At 44.8% G+C, this 25,624-nt stretch carries 26 protein-coding genes; 17 read left to right on the top strand and 9 right to left on the bottom strand.

Annotated features, from left to right (window positions below; genetic code table 11):
* Positions 1 to 186 precede the first annotated feature (186 nt).
* Complete coding sequence (locus tag JC525_RS18080) at positions 187 to 723, top strand: PH domain-containing protein (protein ID WP_198817238.1); 537 nt, start codon at positions 187 to 189, stop codon at positions 721 to 723.
* A gap of 207 nt (positions 724 to 930) precedes the next feature.
* Positions 931 to 1,932, top strand: a complete 1,002-nt coding sequence (locus JC525_RS18075) for a branched-chain amino acid aminotransferase (protein WP_198817236.1) — start codon at positions 931 to 933, stop codon at positions 1,930 to 1,932.
* A gap of 64 nt (positions 1,933 to 1,996) precedes the next feature.
* Here the strand turns inward: JC525_RS18075 and gpmA are convergent, their stop codons facing one another.
* Together gpmA and JC525_RS18065 are read right to left on the bottom strand one after the other, a co-directional pair.
* Complete coding sequence (gene gpmA, locus JC525_RS18070; protein ID WP_105930590.1) at positions 1,997 to 2,743, bottom strand: 2,3-diphosphoglycerate-dependent phosphoglycerate mutase; 747 nt, start codon at positions 2,741 to 2,743, stop codon at positions 1,997 to 1,999.
* A 175-nt stretch (positions 2,744 to 2,918) separates the two neighbouring features.
* Positions 2,919 to 3,380 carry a cupin domain-containing protein gene (locus JC525_RS18065; RefSeq protein ID WP_198817234.1) on the bottom strand — a complete coding sequence of 154 codons (462 nt, stop codon included), beginning with the start codon at positions 3,378 to 3,380 and terminating at the stop codon, positions 2,919 to 2,921.
* A gap of 458 nt (positions 3,381 to 3,838) precedes the next feature.
* On the opposite strand from JC525_RS18065, the gene acnA reads away from it, so the two are divergent.
* On the top strand, positions 3,839 to 6,556 hold the full coding sequence (gene acnA, locus JC525_RS18060; protein WP_198817232.1) for an aconitate hydratase AcnA: 2,718 nt from the start codon (positions 3,839 to 3,841) through the stop codon (positions 6,554 to 6,556).
* Positions 6,557 to 6,620: 64 nt separating this feature from the next.
* Here acnA and JC525_RS18055 read toward each other — a convergent pair whose 3' ends face one another.
* Together JC525_RS18055 and JC525_RS18050 are read right to left on the bottom strand one after the other, a co-directional pair.
* Complete coding sequence (locus JC525_RS18055) at positions 6,621 to 7,115, bottom strand: sel1 repeat family protein (RefSeq protein WP_198817225.1); 495 nt, start codon at positions 7,113 to 7,115, stop codon at positions 6,621 to 6,623.
* Between the two features lie 109 nt (positions 7,116 to 7,224).
* The gene (locus tag JC525_RS18050) at positions 7,225 to 9,441 is read right to left on the bottom strand and encodes a GspE/PulE family protein (RefSeq protein WP_198817223.1); all 2,217 of its coding nucleotides are present in this window, start codon (positions 9,439 to 9,441) and stop codon (positions 7,225 to 7,227) included.
* Positions 9,442 to 9,860: 419 nt separating this feature from the next.
* Between JC525_RS18050 and rpsJ the strand changes: the two genes are divergently transcribed.
* The 11 genes from rpsJ to rpsQ are packed head-to-tail and all read left to right on the top strand — an operon-like array spanning position 9,861 to position 14,798.
* The gene (gene rpsJ / locus JC525_RS18045; protein ID WP_010179497.1) at positions 9,861 to 10,172 is read left to right on the top strand and encodes a 30S ribosomal protein S10; all 312 of its coding nucleotides are present in this window, start codon (positions 9,861 to 9,863) and stop codon (positions 10,170 to 10,172) included.
* 18 nt (positions 10,173 to 10,190) lie between these two features.
* Positions 10,191 to 10,829: a 50S ribosomal protein L3 gene (rplC, locus tag JC525_RS18040; protein WP_025256850.1), complete on the top strand. Its 639-nt coding sequence runs from the start codon at positions 10,191 to 10,193 to the stop codon at positions 10,827 to 10,829.
* A gap of 18 nt (positions 10,830 to 10,847) precedes the next feature.
* The gene (rplD, locus tag JC525_RS18035) at positions 10,848 to 11,453 is read left to right on the top strand and encodes a 50S ribosomal protein L4 (protein WP_012516958.1); all 606 of its coding nucleotides are present in this window, start codon (positions 10,848 to 10,850) and stop codon (positions 11,451 to 11,453) included.
* Positions 11,450 to 11,749, top strand: a complete 300-nt coding sequence (rplW, locus tag JC525_RS18030; protein ID WP_198817221.1) for a 50S ribosomal protein L23 — start codon at positions 11,450 to 11,452, stop codon at positions 11,747 to 11,749. The genes rplD and rplW overlap by 4 nt, the downstream gene beginning before the upstream one ends.
* A 14-nt stretch (positions 11,750 to 11,763) precedes the next feature.
* Positions 11,764 to 12,588 (top strand): 50S ribosomal protein L2, encoded by an 825-nt coding sequence (gene rplB / locus JC525_RS18025; RefSeq protein WP_159119639.1) that lies wholly within the window; start codon positions 11,764 to 11,766, stop codon positions 12,586 to 12,588.
* A 15-nt stretch (positions 12,589 to 12,603) separates the two neighbouring features.
* Positions 12,604 to 12,879: a 30S ribosomal protein S19 gene (rpsS, locus tag JC525_RS18020; protein WP_012516961.1), complete on the top strand. Its 276-nt coding sequence runs from the start codon at positions 12,604 to 12,606 to the stop codon at positions 12,877 to 12,879.
* A gap of 11 nt (positions 12,880 to 12,890) precedes the next feature.
* Positions 12,891 to 13,223 carry a 50S ribosomal protein L22 gene (gene rplV / locus JC525_RS18015; RefSeq protein WP_105930584.1) on the top strand — a complete coding sequence of 111 codons (333 nt, stop codon included), beginning with the start codon at positions 12,891 to 12,893 and terminating at the stop codon, positions 13,221 to 13,223.
* A gap of 9 nt (positions 13,224 to 13,232) precedes the next feature.
* On the top strand, positions 13,233 to 13,937 hold the full coding sequence (gene rpsC / locus JC525_RS18010; RefSeq protein ID WP_014947978.1) for a 30S ribosomal protein S3: 705 nt from the start codon (positions 13,233 to 13,235) through the stop codon (positions 13,935 to 13,937).
* A gap of 2 nt (positions 13,938 to 13,939) precedes the next feature.
* A complete protein-coding gene (gene rplP, locus JC525_RS18005) occupies positions 13,940 to 14,350 on the top strand; it encodes a 50S ribosomal protein L16 (protein ID WP_014947979.1) in 411 nt (136 codons plus the stop codon).
* Entirely contained in the window at positions 14,350 to 14,541 is a 192-nt protein-coding gene (gene rpmC, locus JC525_RS18000) for a 50S ribosomal protein L29 (RefSeq protein ID WP_014947980.1), read from the top strand. Before rplP ends, rpmC begins: the two co-directional genes overlap by 1 nt.
* Positions 14,541 to 14,798 carry a 30S ribosomal protein S17 gene (gene rpsQ, locus JC525_RS17995; RefSeq protein ID WP_012516966.1) on the top strand — a complete coding sequence of 86 codons (258 nt, stop codon included), beginning with the start codon at positions 14,541 to 14,543 and terminating at the stop codon, positions 14,796 to 14,798. Before rpmC ends, rpsQ begins: the two co-directional genes overlap by 1 nt.
* Before the next feature lie 226 nt (positions 14,799 to 15,024).
* Here rpsQ and JC525_RS17990 read toward each other — a convergent pair whose 3' ends face one another.
* Complete coding sequence (locus tag JC525_RS17990; protein WP_198817220.1) at positions 15,025 to 15,279, bottom strand: glycosyltransferase family 9 protein; 255 nt, start codon at positions 15,277 to 15,279, stop codon at positions 15,025 to 15,027.
* Positions 15,280 to 15,425: 146 nt separating this feature from the next.
* Between JC525_RS17990 and JC525_RS17985 the strand changes: the two genes are divergently transcribed.
* On the top strand, positions 15,426 to 16,736 hold the full coding sequence (locus JC525_RS17985) for a 3-deoxy-D-manno-octulosonic acid transferase (RefSeq protein ID WP_198817218.1): 1,311 nt from the start codon (positions 15,426 to 15,428) through the stop codon (positions 16,734 to 16,736).
* A gap of 313 nt (positions 16,737 to 17,049) precedes the next feature.
* Here the strand turns inward: JC525_RS17985 and JC525_RS17980 are convergent, their stop codons facing one another.
* Positions 17,050 to 18,876: a cation:proton antiporter gene (locus JC525_RS17980; protein ID WP_198817216.1), complete on the bottom strand. Its 1,827-nt coding sequence runs from the start codon at positions 18,874 to 18,876 to the stop codon at positions 17,050 to 17,052.
* Positions 18,877 to 19,166: 290 nt separating this feature from the next.
* On the opposite strand from JC525_RS17980, the gene JC525_RS17975 reads away from it, so the two are divergent.
* Positions 19,167 to 20,021 (top strand): hypothetical protein, encoded by an 855-nt coding sequence (locus JC525_RS17975; protein ID WP_198817214.1) that lies wholly within the window; start codon positions 19,167 to 19,169, stop codon positions 20,019 to 20,021.
* A 123-nt stretch (positions 20,022 to 20,144) separates the two neighbouring features.
* Here JC525_RS17975 and JC525_RS17970 read toward each other — a convergent pair whose 3' ends face one another.
* Complete coding sequence (locus JC525_RS17970) at positions 20,145 to 22,055, bottom strand: methyl-accepting chemotaxis protein (protein ID WP_198817212.1); 1,911 nt, start codon at positions 22,053 to 22,055, stop codon at positions 20,145 to 20,147.
* Between the two features lie 361 nt (positions 22,056 to 22,416).
* Positions 22,417 to 24,606, bottom strand: coding sequence for a M3 family metallopeptidase (locus tag JC525_RS17965; RefSeq protein WP_198817206.1), 2,190 nt, complete (start codon positions 24,604 to 24,606; stop codon positions 22,417 to 22,419).
* A gap of 251 nt (positions 24,607 to 24,857) precedes the next feature.
* On the opposite strand from JC525_RS17965, the gene JC525_RS17960 reads away from it, so the two are divergent.
* Positions 24,858 to 25,376 carry a YgjV family protein gene (locus JC525_RS17960; RefSeq protein ID WP_198817205.1) on the top strand — a complete coding sequence of 173 codons (519 nt, stop codon included), beginning with the start codon at positions 24,858 to 24,860 and terminating at the stop codon, positions 25,374 to 25,376.
* A 5-nt stretch (positions 25,377 to 25,381) separates the two neighbouring features.
* Here JC525_RS17960 and JC525_RS17955 read toward each other — a convergent pair whose 3' ends face one another.
* The gene (locus JC525_RS17955; protein WP_233095288.1) at positions 25,382 to 25,612 is read right to left on the bottom strand and encodes a hypothetical protein; all 231 of its coding nucleotides are present in this window, start codon (positions 25,610 to 25,612) and stop codon (positions 25,382 to 25,384) included.
* Positions 25,613 to 25,624 lie beyond the last annotated feature (12 nt).

Genomic DNA, 25,624 nt, shown 5'->3' with positions numbered 1-25,624 from the left:
GGACACTGCCAGGTCCCATTAAAAGAAACCCGCCTAACGGCGGGTTTTTTGCTTTCTGCAGCAAAGAAATGTACTCTGACTTCAAAAGCTAATACTTAGCGCTTCAATAATAATCAGGAAATTGTTTACCATTTCTCGCACTCGTTAGGGTTATACTTGAAGATATCCAACTAAAAGGAACTGATGATGTCTGATAGAGTAATATTTGAAGCCACCTTTAATCCTGCGGTAAAAACCTACTGGCTTTCAAGTTTACTATTGGTGTCGTCTATCACTATAGTAGGTATACCTTTCATGATTATATCCATTCCCTTGTTTCTCCTGATCAGTGGAAAAATACTGGCCGCTATGTCAGCCGTTGTGACTGAGCGAAAGCTGGTCGTAAAACGAGGCGTGTTTAATAAAGAAGAGAAGTCTATTCCTTTAGAGAAGATAACAGATGTTGCTATGGTCCAAGGGCCGTTAATGCGTGTCTTCAATTTATACCGGTTGTCATTCGAAACTGCAGGGCAATCGGCGCAAGGCGCCTTAGTTTCACTTATTGGTATCAATGACGCCGATGCATTCAGAGAGACAATCTTGTCGCAAAAAGACAAGTTACTAACAAATAATAGCGCGTTGCCTAAAGAAAAAGCCGATGGAAACCATGATTTGAAGATACTTATTGAAAGCGTTCAACGAATAGAGCAGTTACTAGAAAAAGCGCTAGAAGGAAAACAGTAACCATTCAAGATTTACGCTAAGCAGAAAAGCTAACATCTAAAGCATATTTCTTTGCTTTTTGGACCCTTAATTTTTCTTACTGTCAGTATTCATAGACGGTCTTATTCGATAAAAGCCTTAATAGAATCGACTTACTTTTAGCAATGTGTAGGTTTTTTGGTAAACTCTTGCGAATATCATTTTAGTCGAAGTAAATAGGACGAACTAATGGCCGTATTCGGTACAGTATTCATGCCAGAAATGGCGCTTGCTACCTTTGTCAACGATCAATGGACTGACACCGAATTTGTCAGTGCTAACAGCATTCAACTTCATCCGGGCGCTCACGTACTCCATTATTCAAGCACATGCTTTGAAGGCTTAAAGGCTTTTAAACATGAAGATGGCAGTATTAATATTTTTAGAATGGATAAGAATATTGAGCGTTTTGCTCAAAGTAGTCGTCTTTTAAACTTGCCTGAAATAGACAAAGCTCAGGTAGAAAAGATGATAATTGATATTGTTGCTAAATACGCATCTGAAGTGCCTGAACCTCCAGGCTCTATGTACATCCGTCCGACTCACATCGGTACAGAAGCATCAATTGGTAAAGCGGCTGCGCCATCAGCTACATCCATGCTGTATGTTCTGTTGTCACCGGTAGGTGATTACTTCGCAGGCGGCCTGAAGCCACTAAGATTGTTATTAGATGAAACCGGTATGCGCTGCGCGCCACATATGGGTATGGTGAAGAGTGGCGGCAACTACGCTAGTGCTTTGCCTCCTATTCTTAAGGCGAGAAAAGAAGTACAGGCTGACCAAATTTTGTTTTGCCCAAATGGTGATGTTCAGGAAACAGGTGCTGCTAATTTCTTACTTATTGACGGTAATGAAATCATCACTAAGGGCCTAGATTCTAGCTTCTTGCATGGTGTTACCCGTGCAACTATCCTACAGATAGCTAAAGACCATGGCATGTCGGTTAGTGAGCGCGATATCACAGTTGAAGAACTACTAGAACGCTCAGCGAAACCTAATACTGAAGCTGCCCTTTCAGGCACAGCGGCCGTCCTTACCCCAGTAGGAACTTTTATTCACAACGATAAAGAGTATCAGGTTGGTAACGGCGAAGCTGGCCCAGTGACAATGAAGCTTAGACAAGCGTTAAATGATATCCAATGGGGTAAAGCGGAAGATACCCACAACTGGTTGGTGAAAGTACCAAATTAGTCTTAACCGATATCCATAAAAAAGCCTGCTTAAGCAGGCTTTTTAGTGTTTAGTAGGTTTAAGCTTACTTCGCTTGGCCTTGTTTAGCTACTGCATCCATCATTGCTTTAATAGCGTCAGCGTCGCCAAGATACTCTTTAGAAATTGGCTTCAGGTTCTCATCTAATTCGTATACAAGTGGAACACCTGTAGGAATGTTTAGACCTAATACTTCGTCATCTGACATGCCATCTAGATACTTAACTAGTGCGCGAAGGCTGTTACCATGGGCGGCAATGATTACGCGTTTGCCGGCTTGGATGTCCGGACGAATGACGTCATGCCAGTAAGGCAATACGCGTTCGATAGTTAGTTTAAGGCTCTCACCACGTGGCAGGATATCGGAATCTACGTTATTGTAACGTGGATCGTGACCCGGGAAGTGCTCGCTGTCATCTTCTACCGCAGGAGGTGGAATATCAAAGCTACGACGCCAGATTTTAACCTGCTCTTCACCGTGCTTGGCTGCAGTTTCTGCCTTATCTAAGCCGGTAAGCGCGCCATAGTGACGCTCGTTCAAACGCCAGTGACGCTCGACGGGAAGGTAATGTTGACCCATCTCTTCTAGTGCAATGTTAAGCGTTTTAATTGCACGCAAAAGGACAGAAGTATATGCCTGATCGAATGTAAATCCAGCGTCTTTTAGAAGCTGACCTGCGGTTTTTGCTTGTGCTACACCTGTGTCGGTCAAATCAACGTCGTGCCAGCCTGTGAAACGGTTTTCCAAGTTCCACTGACTTTCTCCATGACGAATAAGTACCAATTTATACATAGTTGAGTTACCTGCGGCGTTTGAGTGAAATAGTCTGAGATACTGCCAGAAAATGGACGTTCAGACGTATATTTAAAAAACTGCTGTTATCATCCTCGATCAGCGTAGAAAAATCCAGTTCAAGCTAACACAAAATCGCAGGTAAGATGTGTACCCGAAAAGCTATTATTGAGGCTTAGATGAAACGCATAAGATCAGGATGTGCAACTTTTATCCACTCTTGCATGGATGGCTCTTCGATAAAACTAAAGTCTTTAAAATCGAAACCCGGTGCCACAGAACACCCAACAAGTGAATACTCACCCATAGTCGCAGCTGCTTGGAAATTTCCCGCTTTCACAACTTCTACATATTCGTTGTCCCCTCCACCGATGCGGCGCTCCCATATTTGTTGATTCTCTAATTGAAATAATTGAAGTGGCGCGCCCTCATAGTGGTTCCACACTTCATCGTGCAGTACTCGATGAAAGCGACTGACCTGGCCTTTCAACAGAAGAAAATAGATATGGGTTAGCGCGGGGCGTGTTTGATTATGAACATATGATGTTGTCTCATGTTCAGAACGAAACACTTGACGGTAAAACCCCCCTTCAGGGTGCGGCTCTAAATTGTATTTCTTAACTAGCGGGTGTGTCATGATAGCGTCATTATTATTGTTAATCTTTGCTCGACACCTTCAATAACAATAATTGCGAAGACGCAGCAAAGGTTTCTTATTTGGCTTGGTCTTCAAGCATAACCTCTGCGGATTTATAAGAAAATACAATTGTTGTTAATTTGTAAACTGGGTCGACCAGTTTTGAAATATTTGCAATTAGCCACTTTAATAATGACGTTATTTGCCCTTGTTTAAAATCTCAGTCATTTCAACTGCTGACGCTTTGTGAGTGACCCTATTAACTGTACGGCTGAAGCTAAATATTGGCCTTTTCCAAAAAGAAGTAGGCATACTGTTTTTAGGTGAACTTTTTTTCATGTTTCAGCCGTACAAATACATACTAAGAGCGACTAAGTGATACAGCTTTAAATTCTACTAACGTAATCACTTATCATCGTCATTTTAAATTATGAACAGGCAAAGAAGGATGAGAGCGTATGACATATAAGTCTTTTTCGCAGCTTGAGGTTAACGGTAAAAGCTTCAAGGCGGTTAATTTTGACGGTATAGGTAGTAAGTACGCGCTCGACCGGCTTCCGTTCTGTATCAAAATTCTTTTAGAAAACTTGATTCGTCACGAAGACCAAGAATTCGTTAACAGTAGCGATATTGAACAAGTTGCTAAATGGGATATTGAAAATCACGCTGACCACGAAGTTTCATTCGTGCCTGCCCGCGTTATATTGCAAGATTTCACCGGTGTTCCAGCTATTGTGGATCTCGCAGCTATGCGAGATGCGGTTAATAGGCTAGGGGGAGATGCTCAAGCGATTAATCCGCTTAATCCAGTCGAGTTAGTTATTGACCATTCTGTTATGGTAGATTTCTTCGCTGAAGAAAATGCGTTAGAAAAAAATACCGACATTGAAATAGAGCGAAACAAAGAGCGCTATCAGTTCTTGAAATGGGGGCAGTCTAGCTTTGACAATTTCAAAGTTGTTCCTCCTGGCCGCGGTATTGTTCACCAGGTTAATTTAGAGTATCTAGCACGCTGTGCTTTCACCAAAGAGCAAGATGGCGAGACTCTAGTCTACCCGGATACGTTAGTGGGTACTGATTCACACACTACTATGATCAACGGTCTCGGCGTTCTGGGCTGGGGAGTGGGTGGTATTGAAGCAGAAGCAGCAATGCTTGGTCAGCCAGTTACTATGCTGTTACCTAAGGTCGTTGGCTTTAGGCTTTCAGGTAAATTACCTGCTGGCGTCACTGCCACCGACATGGTGCTAACTATTACGCAACAGTTACGTGAACATGGCGTAGTCGGAAAATTTGTTGAATTCTATGGACCGGGTCTTAAGCATCTGACAACAGCGGATCGTGCCACTATCGCTAATATGGCGCCAGAGTACGGTGCTACATGCGGGATTTTTCCAATTGACGATGTAGCGCTGGATTACTTGCGTCTGACGGGAAGAGACGAAGATCAGATTGCACTTGTTGAAGCCTATGCGAAGTTCAGTCACTTATGGCATGACGACCACTCTAAAGACGCACAGTATCACGAAACGTTAGAACTAAATTTAGAGGAAGTCGTTCCCTCTCTAGCAGGGCCGAAACGCCCTCAAGACCGCATAGCGTTAGACAATGCCGCAGAGGCATTTAACGAATGGCATCGCTCTCAAATTGACGTAAAAGTGCTAGATGAGGAAACCGATCTAATCGCGGAGGCGGGTCTAGGCACGACCGACGATGTTGACGAAGACCATGATTCTTTTGTGGAATTTAGAGGAAGTAAGTTCAATCTTGAAGATGGCGCTATTGTTATTGCTGCGATCACGAGCTGTACGAACACCTCAAACCCGTCTGTTCTCATTGGTGCAGGTCTGCTGGCCAAAAAGGCAGCAGAGAAGGGGCTAACGCGTAAGCCTTGGGTAAAAACCTCTCTTGCTCCAGGCTCTCAAGTGGTAACGCAATATTTGGAAGATGCCGGTCTTATGGACCCGCTAGAATCACTAGGCTTTAACTTGGTGGGCTATGGTTGTACAACGTGTATCGGTAACTCAGGCCCGCTGCCAGATGCTATCTCAGATGCGATTAGAAAGGCGAAACTCACCGTCACCTCTGTGCTATCTGGTAACCGTAATTTTGAAGGCCGAATCCACCCAGACGTCGCGGCGAATTATCTCGCGTCTCCACCTCTTGTTGTTGCATATGCACTTGCGGGTAATATGAATATTGATATTACTAAAGAGCCGCTTGGCAAAGCGAGTGATGGTGCGCCCGTATACTTGAAAGATATCTGGCCAACCGAAGAAGAGATTCAGCAATACATCGCTGAAAATGTAACAGGCGATTTATTTAAAGAAAAATATGCTGATGTATTTAAAGGCAGCGGCGAGTGGAACGAGCTAGAGGTAAGCAAAACATCGGTCTACGATTGGCCTGATTCGACCTATATCAAGCATCCTCCATTTTTTGAAGTGATGGAGAAAGAGCCTGAGGTAATGACGGCGATAGAGAACGCTCGATGCTTGGTGAAAGTAGGAGATTCAATTACAACTGATCATATATCACCCGCGGGAGCCATTGCTAATGATAGTCCAGCAGGTGAGTATCTTCAGGCAGAGGGCGTTGATCCCAAGGATTTCAACTCGTACGGTTCGAGAAGAGGTAATCACGAAGTCATGATGCGAGGTACGTTCGCTAACGTACGTCTTCAAAACCAATTAGCACCAGGCACCCGAGGCAGTGCAACTACCCATTATCCAAGCGGTGATAGTATGTCTATCTTCCATGCGGCAATGCGCTATAAAGAAGAAGGTGTACCTGCTGTCGTTATCGGTGGCAAAGAATATGGTACGGGCTCTAGTCGAGATTGGGCTGCGAAAGGGCCATCGCTGATGGGAGTCAAAGCAGTTCTTGCCGAGAGTTATGAACGCATCCACCGCTCGAATTTGATTGGAATGGGTATTTTGCCATTGCAATTTAAAGAGGGTGATAGTGCAAGTTCTTTAGATCTCAAAGGTAATGAATCTTTCTCTATTGATGCCGTTGAACGTGGGCAGTCTGAGGTAGAGGTAAGAGCCGTTACTGACGATGGTAAAACTACTACATTCATGATAGATATCAGAATTGATACATCGAATGAGTTTACGTACTTTGAAAACGGTGGAATTCTGCACTACGTGATCAGGGAATATTTGAAAAAGTAGGTCACCATACAAGCTAAGAAATGCCGTTTATTCAGTCTTGAATAGGCGGCATTTTTATTTGTTGTTAGTAGTAACGTTTTTCGCAAATGATCTCTTTAATATTAGACCCAATAGCGGCTCGTTTTTCACATCTTAAATCTTGTGCGTCAGCACCATATAAAGACATGTATTCATCCACGTATGGCTCTAACGCTTCTATATAATCTTCTGGCAGCGAATTTTTGATTTGACGATAAGAGCGATTCCATTCAGCAGTTTTTTGTTCCATAGCAACACTTAACCATAACCAACCTTCTTCGTAGTTTACAGGGGTTCCCCACCCTTGAAAGTACATTTGGGCAAGGTAGAATTGGCCTTCTTTATTTCCCATTTTTGCTGACTCGGTTAGTTTATCGAGCGCTTTGTCATACCTTTTCGCTTTCAATGCATGTAAACCTAGCTCTAAGGTGGATATATACTCGGTCTTCCAGATATTATTTTTAGTTTTTACTTGCGCAACTGCTGATAAAGACAAGCTAAGACAAGTTATTGCTGTAGCTAAAATGAGTCTTCTGTTCATAGGGTTTCCTTTCCTTTTTTATATATTTGTACTACACACTTTGCTCTAAATAACCTGAGCAAAGGTACAGTTCTTTTGAGATTCCATCTTTACACCAAAAAACCGGAGGCTATTCACCGCCTATAATCTGGACCTGTGCTAAGTCGGTGTCACCTTTGATCACTTTGTAAATGGCGTCCTGAACGAGCGTACGCATTCCATCTTTAGCTGCCTGTGCCTTCATGTCTGCGACACTCGCCTCTTTATAAACCATAGAGCGAAGCTCCGGTGTCATACCCAATAATTCATGGACACCGGTTCGGCCTTTATAACCTGTATTGCCGCACTCTTGGCATCCTTTTGCTTTGTAGAGTTCAAGAGGCGTTTGGATGTTTAGCTCTGACATGAGTTCCTTGCCGTACTGGCGCTCTATAAACGCGATATCAGTCTCGGTAGCGAGGTATTTCTCTTTGCAACTACCACACAAGGTTCTAATAAGACGCTGTGCTAATATCCCCACACAAGCATCAGAGAAGTTGACTGGATCAAGGCCTAAGTCGAGTAAACGGGTAATGGTTTCGGGGGCAGAGTTAGTATGCAGTGTCGACAGCACTAAGTGACCCGTTAAAGACGCTTCAATACCCGCATGAGCGGTCTCTTTATCACGCATCTCACCAATAAGAATAATATCGGGGTCAGCACGTAAAAATGCGCGCAACGCTGCAGCAAAGTTAAAGCCAATCTTAGGGCTTACTTGAACCTGCTGAAGCCCTGGCTGGGTAATTTCCACAGGATCCTCTGCCGTCCAAATCTTCTTCTCTGGCGTATTTAAATAACCCAAAATAGCGTGAAGGGTCGTCGTTTTACCCGAACCTGTGGGCCCTACCACAAGTAATATACCGTGTGGCTTTTTAATCATTTCTTCGAGACGCGCGCGATTTGTTGGTGCTAGGTTCATCTTATCGATCGGCATGGCGCCACCCGACGCCAATATCCGCATTACCACTCCTTCACCGGCGACGGTTGGAATTGTGGCAACCCGCACTTCGACCAGCTGCCCGTTCATTCTAAAGGCGAGCTTTCCATCTTGCGGTACGCGCTTTTCCGCAATGTTTAGGTTAGACATGATTTTTATACGTGCAATAACGGCGCTATGGTGAGAGTTAGGCACTTGGTTCATGTCACGGCAGACGCCATCTACCCGCATGCGCACGCGTGTTGGAGCATTTTTTTCCGGGTCGATATGAATGTCAGATGCATTAAGTCGTTTTGCGTCATGTAATATGCGGCTAACCAAACGAACAACGGCAGGCGCGTCGTCTGATAACTCATCAATTTGCTCGTCGTTGTCATCGTTCGATGAGCTTATTTCATCTAGAATATCACTCATCTCACCAGGGCCACCGCCGCCGGTATTTTCACCTAGGTATTGCAGAATTAAGCTAGGAAGGCTCACCGCTATTTCATAACTATCAATACCCATAGCACTTTCAATTTCCATGAGCAGCGCTGCATTATTAGGTTCTGCCATGAGCACGATAGGTTTGTCGTGCGCATCAGCAATAACTGCAACATAGTTTCTTTTTAGGTAAGAAACATTTAGCCGACTTTCGTTTTCAAATCTGTGGTACTTGTCGGGCAAATAGGGAATAAATGGGACTTGATAATGAATAGATAGTGAGTTGCCAATTTCGTCCTCGGGTATGCGGTATTCTGAAACTAGGCGCTGGATAAATACCCGAATGTCCGGTGTACTCGCTTGAATATCTTTAAGCGTTGCTTCTTCCAAAAGGCTTTTATGAACAAGAAGATCGAAAGGATTATTGGTGCCGCCTAACTCAAATCTAAACTTGTCGCCAAGGATAAGTGCAAGGGCGCTACCGAGTTTAAGGTCGTTCTCAGTGAAAGCACCATTTACTTTGTTGATGATTTGGATAACACCCATCAAGACGCCCGCATTCATTATGGGAACGCAGAGAATATTTTGTGTTCTGAAGTCACTGTCTTTGTCGAATCTATCCGCGAAACGAAGACGGGGGTGAATACTTTGTAGCAACGTGGGACTATATGGGTCGTCGATAACTACGGCTTTTTGAGATAGAGCAACATAGCCAGCAATGGACATGGGACTGATAGGAACCTTGATTTCAAGTGTTTCCTTACCTGTTTTAAAGCGAGCAACTAAATCCTGGTGTTGACGTCGGCGCTGAAAAATACTCATGCGTTGGGCACCGAACAACTCGAGTATAATCGGCTCCAACAACCCGTACGCATCCAAAAGTGTGGAATGGTTATTAAGGATACGTTTTATTTGTGCAAAAGTTTGCTGGTTATTCAGTACTTCCATATTCTCACTTCTAACAAGGACGGCCCGTCCATTTCTAATTATTTATCATTTTCTTCGTAGGGTACTAAGGTATACGCATACCGAGAAAGCAACAATACTACTTATAGACAGTTACATACAGTTATATAGCCTAAAAATATGTGTATAAAAAGCAAACTACCTCTTGCATTGCTCCTTCCTTTCTGTATAATTCGCGCCCACTGCCCAATACGGGCATGAATTTTTAGCCGCGACCTCACTGCTTTTAGGGTGGTTGCCGAAGTAACGGATTTATCATAACTGATTAGGCTGTTGCTGGCGTGCTAGAAAAAAGAACAGGGTTCCGATAGGGAACCATCGGTTTACGCACATCTTTTCTTTCCGGAATAAATGGAAGAGAAAAGGTGAATTTTTTTGTTCTTTCGATTGGAGCTTAATCGATGCCAAATCAAAGAATTCGCATTCGTTTGAAAGCGTTTGATCACAAGTTGATCGATCAGTCTACGGCTGAAATCGTTGAAACTGCGAAACGCACTGGTGCTCAGGTAAGTGGTCCTATTCCTCTACCTACTCGCAAAGAACGCTATACAGTTCTGATTTCTCCGCACGTTAACAAAGACGCGCGTGATCAATATGAAATCCGTACTCACAAGCGTTTGGTAGACATCATCGAGCCAACTGATAAAACAGTTGACGCGTTGATGCGTTTGGACTTGGCTGCTGGCGTTGATGTTCAAATCAGCCTGGGCTAACAAGAGAGGGTTATAACAATGGCGATTGGTCTAGTCGGTCGTAAAGTGGGTATGACTCGCATCTTCACTGAAGATGGTACGTCTATCCCTGTGACTGTTATTGAAGCGACCCCAAACCGTGTTACTCAGCTTCGTACTGAGGAAACTGACGGTTATCGCGCTCTTCAGGTTACTGCTGGAACTAAAAAAGCTAACCGCATCAACAAAGCTGAAGCAGGTCACTTTGCTAAAGCTGGTGTTGAAGCTGGACGCACTCTAGTAGAATTCCGCTTAGAAGATAACGAAGGTGCCGATATCGAAGTAGGCAGTGAAATCACTGTTGAAATCTTTAACGACACTAAAAAGATTGATGTCACTGGTACATCAAAAGGTAAAGGTTTCCAAGGTGCTATCAAACGCTGGAACTTCAGTTCACAGCGTATGACACACGGTAACTCTTTGTCACACCGCGCACCTGGTTCAATTGGCCAAAACCAATCACCAGGTAAAGTATTCAAAGGCAAGAAAATGGCTGGTCAGCTTGGTAACAAGCAAGTGACTACGCAGTCTTTGGAAGTTGTACGTGTTGACGTAGAGAACGGCCTTATCCTTGTAAAAGGTGCCGTACCTGGCGCAACTGGCAACGATGTAATCGTAAAGCCAGCTGTTAAAGCGTAACGTCTGGGGAGTGAACTGATGGAATTAACATTGAAAGACGCGCAAAGCGCTCTTGAAGTATCCGAAGCGACCTTTGGACGTGAATTCAACGAAGCCCTGGTACACCAGGTAGTTGTAGCTTACGGAGCAGGCGCTCGTCAGGGTACAAAAGCGCAGAAAACTCGCGCTGAAGTTCGTGGTGGCGGTAAGAAGCCATGGCGTCAAAAAGGTACTGGCCGTGCACGTGCTGGTACTATCCGTAGCCCAATCTGGGTTGGCGGTGGCCGTGCTTTTGCAGCGAAGCCTCGTGACTTCGACCAAAAAGTTAACAAGAAAATGTATCGCGGTGCGATCAAGAGCATCTTGTCTGAACTAATCCGTCAAGACCGTTTGGTTGTTGTAGAGAAGTTCGGTGTTGACGCACCTAAGACTAAAGCTCTTATTTCTGCACTTAACGAATATGAACTAAACGACGTTCTAATCGTTACTCCTGAAGTTGATGAGAACTTGTTCCTAGCGGCACGCAACTTGTACAAAGTTGACGTACGTGACGTTGCAGGCATCGACCCAGTGAGCTTGATTGCATTTGAGAAAGTGCTAATGACTGCTGATGCGGTTAAACAACTTGAGGAGGCGTTAGCATGAAAGAAGAACGTCTACTGAAGGTGCTAGTTGCACCTCACGTTTCAGAAAAGTCTACAATGGCTGCTGAAGCGAACAACACAGTTGTATTTAAAGTAGCTAAAGACGCGAACAAAGCTGAAATCAAAGCAGCAGTTGAAAAACTGTTTGAAGTTGAAGTTCAAGGTGTTCGTACTGTGAACGTTAAGGGTAAAACCAAGCGTCACGGCATGTCTTTCGGTAAGCGCAGCGACTGGAAAAAGGCCTACGTGGTTCTTAAAGAAGGTCAGGACATCGACTTTGTCGGTGGTGCTGAGTAAGAAGGGGATTAGAAATGCCATTATTGAAAGCTAAGCCAACTTCTGCCGGTCGTCGTCACGTTGTTCAGGTCGTTAATCCTGACCTGCACAAAGGTGCACCTTATGCGCCTTTGCTAGAGAAAAACAGCAAGTCTGGTGGTCGTAACAACGGTGGTCGTATTACGACTCGTCACATCGGTGGTGGTCACAAGCAACACTATCGTGTAATCGACTTCAAACGCAACAAAGACGGCATTCCAGCTAAAGTTGAGCGTTTAGAGTACGATCCAAACCGTTCTGCTAACATTGCTCTAGTATTGTACGCAGACGGTGAACGTCGTTACATTCTAGCTCCTAAGGGTATGAAAGCAGGTGATGCTATCCAGTCTGGTTCGGACGCTCCGATCAAGTCTGGTAACACTCTACCTATGCGTAACATTCCTGTAGGTTCTGTTGTACACGCCATTGAAATGAAGCCTGGCAAGGGTGCACAAATTGCACGTTCTGCTGGTGCTTATGCTCAGATCCTAGCACGTGACGGAAACTACGTTACTCTACGTCTGCGCTCTGGCGAAATGCGTAAAGTTCTATCTGATTGCCGCGCCACTATTGGTGAAGTTGGCAATGCAGAGCACATGCTTCGTTCACTAGGTAAAGCTGGTGCTACACGCTGGCGTGGTGTTCGTCCTACCGTTCGTGGTGTTGCCATGAACCCGGTTGATCACCCACACGGTGGTGGTGAAGGTCGTACATCAGGCGGTCGTCACCCAGTAACTCCTTGGGGTGTTCCTACCAAAGGTAAGAAAACCCGAAGCAACAAGCGTACTGATAAGCTTATCGTACGTCGTCGAAACAAGTAATAGCGAGGATTCACCATGCCACGTTCTCTCAAGAAAGGTCCTTTTATTGACCTTCACTTGCTGAAGAAGGTAGAGGCTGCAGTGGAAAAGAACGAACGTAAACCAATCAAAACTTGGTCTCGTCGTTCTATGATCATCCCAGATATGATTGGGTTGACCATTGCGGTCCATAACGGTCGCCAACATGTACCTGTCATTATTAGTGACGAAATGGTCGGCCACAAGTTGGGCGAATTTGCGCCAACGCGTACTTACCGCGGCCATGTCGCGGACAAGAAAGCTAAACGTTAAGGGGTAGGAAGATGGAAGCATTAGCTAAACACCGTTTTGCCCGCACGTCGGCTCAAAAGGCACGCTTGGTTGCGGATCAAATTCGTGGAATGCACGTTGAGAAAGCACTTGAGCTTCTTGCGTACAGCCCGAAGAAAAGCGCAGCGCTAGTAAAGAAAGTTTTGGAATCTGCGATTGCTAACGCAGAGCACAACGAAGGCGCGGACATCGACGAGCTAGTCGTTGCCAAGATTTTCGTTGACGAAGGTCCAACTATGAAGCGTATCAAGCCACGTGCCAAAGGCCGTGCTGATCGTATCTTTAAGCGCAGCAGTCACATCACTGTGGTTGTAGCGGATAACTAGGAGTAGATAATGGGACAGAAGGTACATCCTACAGGTATACGCCTGGGTATCAGCAAACCATGGACATCTACCTGGTACGCTAATACTGCAGACTATGCAGATAACCTGTATAACGATCATCAGGTACGTCAGTATCTGACAAAGCAACTTAAAAACGCTTCACTATCTAAAATCGTGATCGAGCGTCCTGCTAAGAGCATCCGTGTGACTATTCACACTGCTCGTCCAGGCGTGGTTATCGGTAAGAAAGGTGAAGACGTAGAGAAGTTGCGTAACTACGTATCTAAGCTCGCCGGCGTGCCAGCTCAGATCAACATCGCTGAAGTACGTAAGCCAGAGCTAGATGGCCAGCTAGTAGCTGACAGCATCTCTAGCCAGCTAGAGCGTCGTGTTATGTTCCGTCGTGCTATGAAGCGCGCAGTACAAAACGCAATGCGTCTAGGCGCAAAAGGTATCAAAGTTGAAGTTAGCGGCCGTTTGGGCGGTGCAGAAATTGCACGTTCTGAGTGGTACCGCGAAGGTCGCGTTCCTCTGCACACTTTCCGTGCGGACATTGATTACGCAACCTCTGAAGCGTCAACTACTTACGGTATCATCGGCGTTAAAGTATGGATCTTCAAAGGTGAAGTTCTAGGTGGTCTACCTACAACTCAAGAGCAAGCACCAGCTGCTCAACCTAAGAAGAAAGGCCGCAACGCTAAGCGAGAGGGCTAATCATGTTACAACCAAAACGCATGAAGTTCCGTAAGATGCACAAAGGCCGCAACCGCGGCTTGGCAGCGGGTAATACTGTTGCCTTTGGTACTTACGGCCTGAAAGCAGTTGGCCGTGGTCGTATGACTGCGCGCCAAATCGAAGCAGCGCGTCGTGCTATGACTCGTCACGTTAAGCGTCAAGGTAAAATTTGGATTCGAGTTTTCCCTGACAAGCCAATTACTGAGAAGCCTCTTGAAGTGCGTCAAGGTAAAGGTAAAGGTAACGTTGAGTACTGGGTATGCCAAATTCAGCCTGGTCGTGTCCTTTACGAGATGGAAGGTGTTCCTGAAAATCTTGCACGCGAAGCGTTTGAATTGGCAGCGGCTAAACTGCCATTTAAAACAACCTTTGTAACTCGGACGGTGATGTAATGAAAGCGACTGAACTGAAAGAAAAAAGCGTAGAAGAGCTGAACGCAGAGTTGATTAACCTGCTACGCGAACAGTTCAACCTGCGCATGCAGCACACAACAGGTCAGCTTGAAAAAACTGATCAGTTGAGAAAAGTACGTCGTAACATCGCGCGTGTTAAAACCATTCTGACTCAAAAGGCTGATGCGTAATGACTGAGCAAAAAATTCGTACAGTACAAGGTCGTGTGGTTAGCAACAAGATGGATAAAACCATCACTGTTGTTGTTGAACGTTTTGTTAAGCACCCAATCTACGGGAAGTTCATCAAGCGCTCTACTAAGCTTCACGCCCACGACGAAAACAACGTGTGCAACCAAGGTGACGTAGTAACAGTACGTGAATGTCGCCCGTTATCTAAGAACAAATCTTGGATGCTAGTTGACGTTGTTGAGAAAGCTGGCGTTTAATCGCTAACTTTTTCAAAGTCTTAAAAAAGCCGCTCTCGAGCGGCTTTTTTGTATCTATAAACTGGGCTGGGCGAGATTTTTAACCGTCTTATTAATATTTTTGTCCCCTTGAATAAGAGAGGTATAAGGTTGGCGTAGGCATGATCCATATTCGTTATGCTAAATTTCCCTGAAACATGTTGGTATAGCGCATTGCCATATTGTTTATGTAATGTCGGTTACTTAGTTAAACGCACAAGACTTTCTCCAATCGCATCAAATTCCCCATAGGCCACCATTTCGGACATGGGATACCATTGTCAACGTTCGGGGTTGTACTTACCTGCCCGGTGTATGGGGCTTCTACCAACCATGTTATCTCATCAGTGGGGGGGATTGACGTGTAAATGCTATTGATACTAGACGGAAGGCCTGAAGCCATTACAATATCGCCAATTGCGCTGAGACGAATAATGAGAATACGTTGAACGTGCTGCGGCATTAGAATAGGCTTCGGTAATATAACTCTCGTTTACTTGAACTGAGTCAATAATACATTCACGACAGTTTAATTACTGACATTGATACCAACTAATGCTAAGTGTTCGCGTCAATAAACCAAATAAATTTTACCCAAAGGAAGTATTTATGCCTGCTGTCAAACGCAGTGACTACAAACCTAAATTTGTTGAAACGCTTTGTCGGTGGGGGTATTCATGTGTATTAGCACTTCTTATTCCTTTTGCTATCGTACAGCTTGTTAAGAGAGGCTCTACAAGGAACAAAGATTATAATCGTCGTCGTTTCGAGCGCTTTGGATTTGTTCGCCGTCCACCCAAAGAAAATGGCTATCTGTTTCATTGTGTTTCAGTTGGTGAGGTCGTGGCTGCGTCGTGCCTTATCAAGCGCATAATGCGCGTTGAGCCAGACGCGCAAATAACTATAACCACCACAACATCTACGGGTTCAGCACGGGTTCGTGATATTTTTAAAGATACCGTTCATCACTTTTACCTACCCTATGATTTACATCTGGCAATGGCCGGAATGTTAAAACGGGTAAAACCTAAAATGGTAATGATTACCGAGGTCGAATTGTGGCCAAATTTAGTTCACACATGTTGGAAAGCCCATATTCCTGTTGTTGTCATTAATGCCAGAATGACCGACCGTTCTGCAAAGCGCTATAAGAAAATAGGCAAACTTTTTAATCCTATGTTAGGTAAGCTGTCTCACGTATGTGCGCAGGGACAACGAGATTATGATAACTACTCCTGGCTGGGTATGGATAGCAAAAGGCTTACTCTTACGAACAACATAAAGTTTGATCAAGCGAGTTCTGAGGTGAACACCTTGAGCCGCTTCATTGGAATAAGCCGTGGTAAGAGCCCACTTTTAGTAGCTGGCAGTACACACGAGCCGGAGGAGAAAGCTATACTTGATGCGGCTTTGAAAGTATGGAAAGTATTCCCTTCATTTCGCGTTGTTATCGTGCCAAGGCATCCTGAACGATTCGATGCCGTCGCCAAAATCATAGAAAAATACAATCTATCCTTTGCAAGGACCTCAGAGGTTGCGTCGGTACCTGATGATACCAACGTTATACTTCTCGACGAGATGGGAAAACTCAACCAAGCGTACGCCATAGCAAGTTTTGCCTTCGTGGGAGGGTCAATTGCAGAACGCGGAGGTCATAATGCACTTGAGCCTGCGGCGTTTGCGTTACCTATTTTAATGGGCCCTCATACCTTTAATAACCCTGTTATATGTGAATATCTTCAAGACTGTGGCGCGCTAACGATTGTTGAGAATGCCGCTGACATTGCCGCTGCCTTAACAAATTGGATTGGAAACCCCGCCGAGAGTGTGACTGCCGGTAGCGCAGGAAAACAGGTATTACAGAATAATAGCGGGGCATTAGACGCTACGTTAACGTGTATTGGCAAGTACTTAAATTGACTCGGAATAGGGTAGCTAAAGCTCGTTAACCCATTGAAATTGAGCGAAAAATGAACCCCTAATTGGTGCGCTGTATGCACCAAAAAGTTTTATGGGCAAGGCCGAAATATACGGTTAAGTAGTGGCTTGATTTCTAACGCTTTGATTTTACTTTGTTTGTTAAAGTTGGTGCGCCGCTTGCTATAAAGCGTACGACAGCGTAACAACGGTAAAATCCAAATAAAAACGCTCCTATTAAAAGGGCACTGGGTTACGCGGTTTTCCAGGGAGAGGCCTCCTGCCGGTGGGCAGGAGGCTTTCTTACTCTACGACTCTATATTGTCTTTTTAGCACTCTCAGGCGTCGCTTCGTTACGCTCAGGCTCAATCAAACTAATTAGACGCCATCCAGCCTTTGGTTCAATACTGTTTCCATTTATAAACGTATAGCTTTTTCCTTCAGCATTTATAGCAATAAGTGGCGTTGCTCTCTCACCATATTGTTTAATATATTGCTCATAGCTAAACTCTTCTGACAAACGCGTTGTTTTAACTTGGGACTCACGGGCTATTGCAGAAGCCAAGTAACCGTAAGTGACACCCTCATCAAATAAAGTTAACTTCTTGGCGTATTGTTCACTTACTTGGTGACTAGGGCGTGTGGACTGCTCATTATTTGTTAATGCCCACACTTTATCTTTACCCATTGTGTATTCAAAGTGGTATGCAATAAGTGGATTGAGCTGTTTATAGGGCGACATGATAAGAACAGTGCCAAAGGTATTTAGGTCTAGGTGTCGAGCAGCATGGTCTGACATGGGGTTACCGAAATAGACGGGAATGTCCATCATGCGCGCTTCGCGAATGGCATCCCAGTTAGTATCAGCAATCGTCACATCCAGCTTTTGATTTAACATTTCACTCGCCAGAGCACGGTTGAACTTGCTTCCACCAAATATCAGATAGCCGGTAGGGGCTGGGGCCCTGACTTTTAATAATGAAGCAACGGTACGAGACGTTAAGCTCTGCACCACAACTGTGGCGATAATGACCATAAACACGATGGGGACGATGATACCCGCACCTTCGTAACCTATTTCTTCTAGTTTTAACGAGAACAAAGCTGAGACGGCCGCCGCTACGATACCGCGGGGGGCTATCCAACTAAGTAAGGCTAACTCGTTAAATTTAAGGCCGGTACCAATGGAAGAGGCCATGACTGATAACGGTCTAGCAACAAACATGATAGCTGCAAGAACTATCACGGAGCCCCAACCAACATCTATAACCGATTGCAGGTTTAACCGGGTAGCAAGCAGTATAAATAGCCCGGAGATAAGCAAGACACTCAAGGTTTCTTTAAACTCCAGTATGTCTTCCACATCCACGTCTTTCATATTGGCAAGTACCATACCGGCGATAGTGACAGCCAAGAGGCCGGACTCGTGGGCCACATAGTTAGATGCTGCAAAGATACCTAGAATAATCGTTAATACGGCGGTATTGAGTAGATAGTGGGGGATCCATTCTTTTCTAATCGATAGCCCTAATAAATAACCCGCAGCAAGGCCGAGCACCGACCCAATACCTACGGTTTTACCAAAGGCAATCAGTGTATGTGTAATAGCGGTTTCTTGTGACGCTACGATAAACTCGAACACCAGCACGGCAAGCAATGCGCCGATAGGGTCGATCACTATTCCTTCCCAGCGCAGAATGTTCGCAAGATTTGTTTTAGGCCGAACCGTTCGCAACATCGGAACAATAACCGTAGGGCCAGTAACAGTTACGATTGCGCCAAACAAAAAGGAGAGTTGCCACGACAGATCTAAACTGTAATGGGCAGCCGTAGCTGCAACAATCCACGTCACGACGACGCCTATGGAACAAAGGTTTCTTACCATATTGCCGTGACCGGCGATGTCGCTAAATTTAAGCGTCAATGAGCCTTCAAAGAGAATGATAGCTACAGAAAGTGAAACGACGGGAAACAGTAGGTCGCCAAATAAACTGTCTGCGTTAAGTACACCAAAAACGGGCCCCACAACAATGCCTACAATTAAAAGAGGTAGTATGGCAGGAAGCCTAATTTTATATGCCAAATACTGACAGGCAATAGACAGCAATCCTACTGCAACGAGAGAAAGTAGCGGGTCTGACAAGAGTGAATCCTTAACGTGTTAGTATTATCCCATCGTATATCAGTCTAAACATTTGTCATAAGGTAATTTTAGACTTGTTTACGAGTAGCAATATACGCATGGTTAATCAGTTTAGACCAGTATGTAGTAGTGTGCTGAGGGTTAAGATTTATTTTTAGATTGGTCTATAAAAGATGGTCGTTGCCTTTAAACAACGTAGAGGGGCTAGCTAAGATAGAATGTGAATTCACGTGAGTTAATGTTTTAGTTTGATATTATCTAGAAAGTAGAGATTATTTCGGAGCGTCTCATTGAGCAGATTATATAGGTTTGTGGTTTTATCGTTAGCACTCATGCTGAGTACAGCCTGTGCCGTAAATTATTCAACGCCTTCCGCATCGTTGAAAATTAATACCATGGTAACGTTACCTGATGAGCTTGCAGAAACTTCAGGTTTGTTCTGCGAAGAAGAAGGTATGGTTTCACTGAACGACTCGGGCAATGCCCCACTCATATTTCATGTCAATTACCAAGGCGAAATAACAAAGCGTACGCGGCTAGCGCTTACCAATAAAGATTGGGAGGCCATTACTGCAGATCCGGATTTTTATTATATCGCTGACGTTGGGAATAATAAGGGTAAAAGAGAGCAGGTCGAAATTCATAAAGTGAATCGCAGCAACGTGAATGATATTAAAACAATTACGTTAAAATATGCAGACAACAACACTGACAATAATATCCCTTACGCTCATGATTTCGACTCAGAGGCCATGGTCAAGCTTAATAACAAGCTACTTCTATTTTCCAAAAGCTGGCGCACAGGGATAACGCATATTTATCACGTTAATGAGGCAGAGCTCATTCAGAAGTTGCGTCCTTTTGCATCTATCGAGGGATTACCTGGTGTGGTGACGGGTGTAGATTTTGACGAACTTCAGCAGCGATTTGTGATAACCGGCTATAAGTCAGATCCTTTCGGCAATTTTGCTACCTTTTTGGCGCAAGTTTCAACAGAGTTTCTGCTTCTTGATATTTGGCCTTTAGATGAATACAAGCAAGTTGAGGGCGTGTGTGTCGATGGGCAAGGCCTCTACTGGTTCAGTGAGGAAGCTACAGAGGGGCGTAAGGCGTCATTGTCAAGCGCTCAGGTTGTAGCTAAATAAAGGGCTTAAACAAACTGTATCGCTATTTCTAATAGCGATGAGTAACGCGCTCGTCTGCTACAGCCTGTGTCGAGCGCGCGTCCTACTCTGCTTAATTTGATTTCATATCGCGACGCATATCAGCTATAGCTTGAAACGACTCACCTCAGCGGATAGCTCCTGCGCTAACTCATCAAGCTTATCGCTCACGTTCACTAAAATTTGCGTAGCATTGAGTGTTTCTTCACTCGACGCACTAATATCGTTAATATTTCGACTGATATCTTCAACCACGGTTGCTTGTTCTTCGGTCGCGGTTGCCACTTGCGTGTTGACATCGTTTATATGTGCAATTTCTTGAGCGATGCTTTGCAGCAGTGCATCAATTTCGGTAGTGGCAGTAACGACATCGGTTGTGCGTGCTCGGCTAGATTCCATCTGTGAAACGGCTGACTTTGAGTCCTGTTGAAATTTGTCAATCTTCACCTGAATTTCATCTGTGGCTTGAGCAGCCCGCTGAGCCAGGGTTCGAACTTCGTCAGCCACAACAGAAAAACCTCTGCCGTGATCTCCAGCGCGCGCAGCTTCAATAGCTGCATTAAGCGCCAACAAATTAGTTTGCTCTGAGATACCTCGAATAGTATCCAAGATACCGCCAATAGCCGCTGTATGTTCGTCAAGTGACTGAATAACGTGGGAAACATCTTGTATTTGCTCTGACAAACCCTGTATTGCATGTACGGCGCGTTGGGTGATTTCTCTTCCTTGCGCCGAATTAGTCGTCGCCAAGTTAGCATTTTGTGCTGCAAGGGTGGCCGATTGCGCGACCTCGTTAACCGTGCTGCCCATCTCGGTTAGCGCTGCTGCGGCCTGCAGAGTTTGATCGCGCTGACTTTTCGTTGAACGTTCAGTTTGATGGGATTGCTTGGCCACATCTTGCGCTGACGTTTTAAGTGCATGACTCGTTTTCGCTACCTGGGATATGGTGCCGTGAAGATGATCTATAAAGTTATTAAACCCTTCCACCAAGCGCGCAATTTCTTTTTGTTCTGGTGTGGGAATGCGAGAACGCAAGTCACCTTGACCTTGTCCAAGCTGCTGAAATACATCAGCAAGCGATTCTAGAGGCTTGGTTAATGTGCCTGCTAGCCAAATTCCGATAAGCGCGAACGCCCCCGCAATCGCTAACGCCCACACAATGATTTGGCGACTGCCGGCGTTCAGTGACGCATAAAGCTCATGCTCTGGCACTTGAGCAACAACATACCAGCCTGCTTTATCTACATAGGTACTTGCAAACAGCTGGGTGTCACCCTTCGAGTCGCTGGTGGCCATAGCAAAGCCTTGGCGATTGAGAAGTTTTCCAGCAGTAGTTGAATCGCTAATTGACGCAAGCTTAGCTTTACCCAGCAACGCCGTATTTGGATGTGCTATGATTGTGCCGCTGCCGTCAACCAAGAAAACAAAACCGGTTTGCGCAATTTTTACGGCATTAATGATCCCTAATAATTCATCAACGGATTTAGCAACGCCCGACATGCCTCTGCCGTTAACTTGCTGATAGTTCGCAAACAGGCGATAGCCCTGACCTGGTTCGTTATACAGGCTTAAAGAAATAGGCTCACCGCTGTCTTTATAGGCAAAAAACCATCCGTCGAATTCATCATTTTCAAGAACCCGTAAAAAGCCCTCTTGATTCCAATATTTGTACGTTGTTCTATCGACAAATGAGGCCACGGTTAAATCGTTAAATTCAACAATATTGTTCAAGTAGCCAAGAAGGCGACGTTCACCAGCGCTGTCGGCACCTGCTGTTGACCATGCAAGAATATCTGGATTTGACGCGATGCTGTGGGCGACAGTTAGCATCACGCTCGCTTCTCTATCAACACGATTGCCAACTTGTTTGAGAAGTGAGGGAAGCTGTAACTCTTCCATGCTTTCTTTGACGAGATCGCGGGCAATCCACTGGCTAATTGAACCGACGAGTACGGCAGCCGCAAGCACTGCCACCATAAGAGAAATAATGAGTTTTTGTTTTATACTGAAAGTCATGACTTTCGACCACGTAAGTTAATGCTGAAACTATGAATAAAAGATGACGTGGCATTGCAGGCACAACGACGTCTAATACCGGTCGTTACTACGACGCAGTACGGCGATATAAATTTAGCGCTAGTATTATTATTCTTTTGGCCAAACACGTTATCGGCCTCTTACCGGCAAAGTTTATACTTTTTGGTAGTAATGGGCGCGGTAAGATTGTGAATGACAACTGACCAGAAGGTCAATGAAAAGATGTGTGCTTTAGCACGTAAAGCAAATAAAAAGGCCTTCGGTTTAATAAATTAAACGGAAGGCCGGTTTTGTTACTGTGTGTTGAATAATTTCAACTACAACCTAAAAGCAATAGTGTTTATTCTTTGGCTTCTTTTGGGATCGGGAAACCACGGTCACGCATTAACGCGTCTACCTTCGCATCGCGCCCACGGAATTTTCGGTACGCTTCTGCTGGGTCCATCGCGTTGCGTACAGCGAATAAATATTTCACTAAGCGGTCGCCTACTTCTTTATCGTAGAAGCCGCCAGGTGCTTCCATAAAGGCTTCTGCCGCATCAGCAGTCAAAACCTCTGCCCACATATAGCCATAGTAGGCTGCTGCATAACCTTCGCCTGAGAAAACGTGTCCGAAGTGTGGAGAGCGGTGACGCATAACGATTTCTTCTGGCATGTCTAGCTTTTTAAGCTCTTCACTTTCAAAGGTATCAGGGTCAATCTTGCTAGGGTCGGTAGTGTGATACTTCAGATCCATGATTGCAGAGGCCATGTATTCTGTCGTCTTGAACCCTTCATTAAAGGTTGAAGCCTTTTTAATTTTCTCAACCAATTCGGCAGGGATCGGCTCGCCAGTTTCGTGGTGTACCAGGTAGTTATTAATAACTTCATCGGTGGTTAACCAGCGCTCTAGCAACTGCGACTGAAACTCAGTATAGTCGCGCACGCCCGAGTGAGAAGATGGGTATTCTACGTCAGACGCTAAGAAGTGTAGCGCGTGACCAAACTCATGGAAGTAGGTTTCAGCATCGTCCCACGAAATAAGCGTAGCTTCGCCATCTGCCCCTTTGACGAAGTTCGAGTTGTTAGAAGACAATACGGTTTTCTTGCCATCGAACGTGGTGTAAGAGCGGTAGGTCGTTGCCCAAGCGCCTGAACGCTTACCTTGGCGTGAGAATGGGTCAAGGTACCAAAGACCAATGTGTTCACCGCTGTCTTTATCTGTTACTTCCCAAACCTTCACGTCTTCATGGAAAACCGGCACTTTGCCTTCTTCAACCGGAGTGAAGTTAAAGTTAAACAGGCGTCCCGCAACGTAGAACATCGCTTCGCGAAGTTTATCAAGCTGCAAATATTGCTTTACTTCATTTGAGTCGAGGTCATATTTTGCCTGACGTACTTTTTCTGCATAGAAGCGGTAATCCCAAGGCTCAATAGTGATATTGGCACCTTCTTTATCCGCAATGGCCTGCATATCAGCCACTTCTTCTTCAACGCGAGCAATGGCCGCAGGCCATACTTTCATCATGAGATCCATGGCATTTTCTGGGTTCTTCGCCATGCGATCTTCTAAACGCCACTGAGCGTAATTTTCGTAACCTAATAGTTCAACGCGCTCATCACGGAGGGTTAGGATACGCTTGATAATGTCGTTATTATCAAACTCGTCTGCATTGTCACCGCGATTATAGTAGGTACGCCAAACTTTCTCGCGAAGCTCTCTATTTGTGGAGTAGGTTAAGAATGGATCCATCGACGAGCGGGTGTTAGTAATGGCGTATTTGCCTTCTTCACCGCGAGACTCAGCGGCAGCCTTTGCTGCTTTCACAAAAGACGCAGGCAAGCCATCCAACTGGTCTTCAGTAATGTAAGTCACATAGTTTTCTTCGTCGGCAAGAACGTTGTTTGAAAACTTAGTGTGCAGCGTAGCAAGTTCTTCGTTTATTTCTGCGTAGCGTTTCTTTGCTTCGCTATCAAGGGTTGCGCCATTTCGAGCAAAGCTATTGTACGTCATCCACGTAATACGCTGTTCTTCTGGCGTAAGTGACTTCAGTTCATCAGACTCGTATACCGCTTTTACTCTTTCAAAGAGTTTTTCATTTTGCGTGATTTGAGTGAAGAATGCCGACATCTTAGGTGACATTTCTGCCTGAATCTCGCGGAATTCAGGGCTAGATTTGTTAGAGCTCCAAATACCGTAGTAAGTAAACACGCGGCGAAGCTCAGCGCCTGCGCGCTCCTTCTCTACAATAACGTTATCAAATGTTGGTGGTGCTTCGTTGTTCGCGATAGCTTCGATTTCTTTAAGATTCAATTCCATGGCTTTTTCTAGCGCAGGTTTCAAATCTTCTAGATTCATTTTATTGAAAGCTGGCACGCCGCCATACGGGCCTTTAAATTCTTGAAGTAGCACATTATCAAACTGTGCTTGCTGAGATGCTGTTGTAGGTTGTGCATCTGCGCTGGTGGTCTCAGGTGCTTTTTGTTCTGAACATGCACCCAGTGCAACCACAACCGCCATAGCGGTAAGTGATGATTTAAATTTACCCATGAGTTTTCCTGTCTGTTTTTATCTATACGTTTTTGACGCTTATCATCTTAAGATAATGTAAAAATAAGTTAAATGCTCTTTAACGTAATTCCTTGCAGTACAGCGGTTTGAAGAGAAATCGCGCTGATATGCAATTCATCGAAATGGGTCAAATTTTGATTGGTTTTATGCTGTATGGAATTTACACTGCGCGCGTTTTCAAATGCTGACTTCAGCAACCCTTCAACCTTTTATATTTTAACGTGCTCACTATGTTCGAAATTCTACTTCACGCGTTTCCTGTCGCTTTTGCTTTGGCCTCTTTTTGGTCGAATACTGAACGTAAATTATTGCTACTGAATTTAGGGCTATGTATTGCTATTGGCTCACTTTTGGTTTTCGAGCAAGCGTGGGGAGGAGCCGTTGTTATTACGGTGGCAGGGCTGAGTACTAGTTATAGGCTAATTAACCAAAAGCTACTTTCTCCTGTGGCAACCTATATCACATTAATCAGCATGATGGTTATTGTACTGACGGTGAATAACCTAACCGGTAAAACCTCGTTAGTTGAAGCTATGCCTGTGTTAACTTTTATGGCTTACCGATTTGGTGAGCTTCACTGCAAAGAAGCGGGTCTTCGTGTGTGTATGATTGTTGGCTCTATCAACTTCACCGCGTACGGCATAATTACGCAAACCTGGGGGCTAGCTATTACTGAGGCGCTATTTGCAGCCTCTAATATGTGGTACTACCTACGACTTAGAAAAGCGATACGCGTAAGTGCTGTGTAGTAGCGCTAGTGCTTTTTAGTATGCGTACGTAAACGATTTTCACGCGTTACGAAAAGAAAGGTTAAGTACATTTTTGTAGGTAGCGACATGGCAAGTCCAATGGCCATGCAGAACGCACCAAGATAAATGCCCTTAACCCCCATTGTTTCGGGAAGGCCAGAATAGCTGATGATGTAGTGTCCCAGTATAAAAAGTAAAACACCACTGACCATTATCCACTTCAAAACTTTTATCATGACAGTCATCGT

The sequence above is a fragment of the Alteromonas sp. IB21 genome, assembly GCF_016405965.1.
In the GTDB taxonomy this organism is placed as follows: domain Bacteria; phylum Pseudomonadota; class Gammaproteobacteria; order Enterobacterales; family Alteromonadaceae; genus Alteromonas.
Note: the sequence above shows the minus strand (reverse complement) of the source record. Positions and strands in the feature narration are given on the sequence as shown.

Excerpts from the sequence above, each read along its gene's own strand:
- JC525_RS18080 (WP_198817238.1), top strand. The coding sequence starts at position 187 with ATGTCTGATAGAGTAATATTTGAAGCCACCTTTAATCCTGCGGTAAAA.
- JC525_RS18075 (WP_198817236.1), top strand. The coding sequence starts at position 931 with ATGGCCGTATTCGGTACAGTATTCATGCCAGAAATGGCGCTTGCTACC.
- gpmA (WP_105930590.1), bottom strand. The coding sequence starts at position 2,743 with ATGTATAAATTGGTACTTATTCGTCATGGAGAAAGTCAGTGGAACTTG.
- JC525_RS18065 (WP_198817234.1), bottom strand. The coding sequence starts at position 3,380 with ATGACACACCCGCTAGTTAAGAAATACAATTTAGAGCCGCACCCTGAA.
- acnA (WP_198817232.1), top strand. The coding sequence starts at position 3,839 with ATGACATATAAGTCTTTTTCGCAGCTTGAGGTTAACGGTAAAAGCTTC.
- JC525_RS18055 (WP_198817225.1), bottom strand. The coding sequence starts at position 7,115 with ATGAACAGAAGACTCATTTTAGCTACAGCAATAACTTGTCTTAGCTTG.
- JC525_RS18050 (WP_198817223.1), bottom strand. The coding sequence starts at position 9,441 with ATGGAAGTACTGAATAACCAGCAAACTTTTGCACAAATAAAACGTATC.
- rpsJ (WP_010179497.1), top strand. The coding sequence starts at position 9,861 with ATGCCAAATCAAAGAATTCGCATTCGTTTGAAAGCGTTTGATCACAAG.
- rplC (WP_025256850.1), top strand. The coding sequence starts at position 10,191 with ATGGCGATTGGTCTAGTCGGTCGTAAAGTGGGTATGACTCGCATCTTC.
- rplD (WP_012516958.1), top strand. The coding sequence starts at position 10,848 with ATGGAATTAACATTGAAAGACGCGCAAAGCGCTCTTGAAGTATCCGAA.
- rplW (WP_198817221.1), top strand. The coding sequence starts at position 11,450 with ATGAAAGAAGAACGTCTACTGAAGGTGCTAGTTGCACCTCACGTTTCA.
- rplB (WP_159119639.1), top strand. The coding sequence starts at position 11,764 with ATGCCATTATTGAAAGCTAAGCCAACTTCTGCCGGTCGTCGTCACGTT.
- rpsS (WP_012516961.1), top strand. The coding sequence starts at position 12,604 with ATGCCACGTTCTCTCAAGAAAGGTCCTTTTATTGACCTTCACTTGCTG.
- rplV (WP_105930584.1), top strand. The coding sequence starts at position 12,891 with ATGGAAGCATTAGCTAAACACCGTTTTGCCCGCACGTCGGCTCAAAAG.
- rpsC (WP_014947978.1), top strand. The coding sequence starts at position 13,233 with ATGGGACAGAAGGTACATCCTACAGGTATACGCCTGGGTATCAGCAAA.
- rplP (WP_014947979.1), top strand. The coding sequence starts at position 13,940 with ATGTTACAACCAAAACGCATGAAGTTCCGTAAGATGCACAAAGGCCGC.
- rpmC (WP_014947980.1), top strand. The coding sequence starts at position 14,350 with ATGAAAGCGACTGAACTGAAAGAAAAAAGCGTAGAAGAGCTGAACGCA.
- rpsQ (WP_012516966.1), top strand. The coding sequence starts at position 14,541 with ATGACTGAGCAAAAAATTCGTACAGTACAAGGTCGTGTGGTTAGCAAC.
- JC525_RS17990 (WP_198817220.1), bottom strand. The coding sequence starts at position 15,279 with ATGCCGCAGCACGTTCAACGTATTCTCATTATTCGTCTCAGCGCAATT.
- JC525_RS17985 (WP_198817218.1), top strand. The coding sequence starts at position 15,426 with ATGCCTGCTGTCAAACGCAGTGACTACAAACCTAAATTTGTTGAAACG.
- JC525_RS17970 (WP_198817212.1), bottom strand. The coding sequence starts at position 22,055 with ATGACTTTCAGTATAAAACAAAAACTCATTATTTCTCTTATGGTGGCA.
- JC525_RS17965 (WP_198817206.1), bottom strand. The coding sequence starts at position 24,606 with ATGGGTAAATTTAAATCATCACTTACCGCTATGGCGGTTGTGGTTGCA.
- JC525_RS17960 (WP_198817205.1), top strand. The coding sequence starts at position 24,858 with ATGTTCGAAATTCTACTTCACGCGTTTCCTGTCGCTTTTGCTTTGGCC.
- JC525_RS17955 (WP_233095288.1), bottom strand. The coding sequence starts at position 25,612 with ATGATAAAAGTTTTGAAGTGGATAATGGTCAGTGGTGTTTTACTTTTT.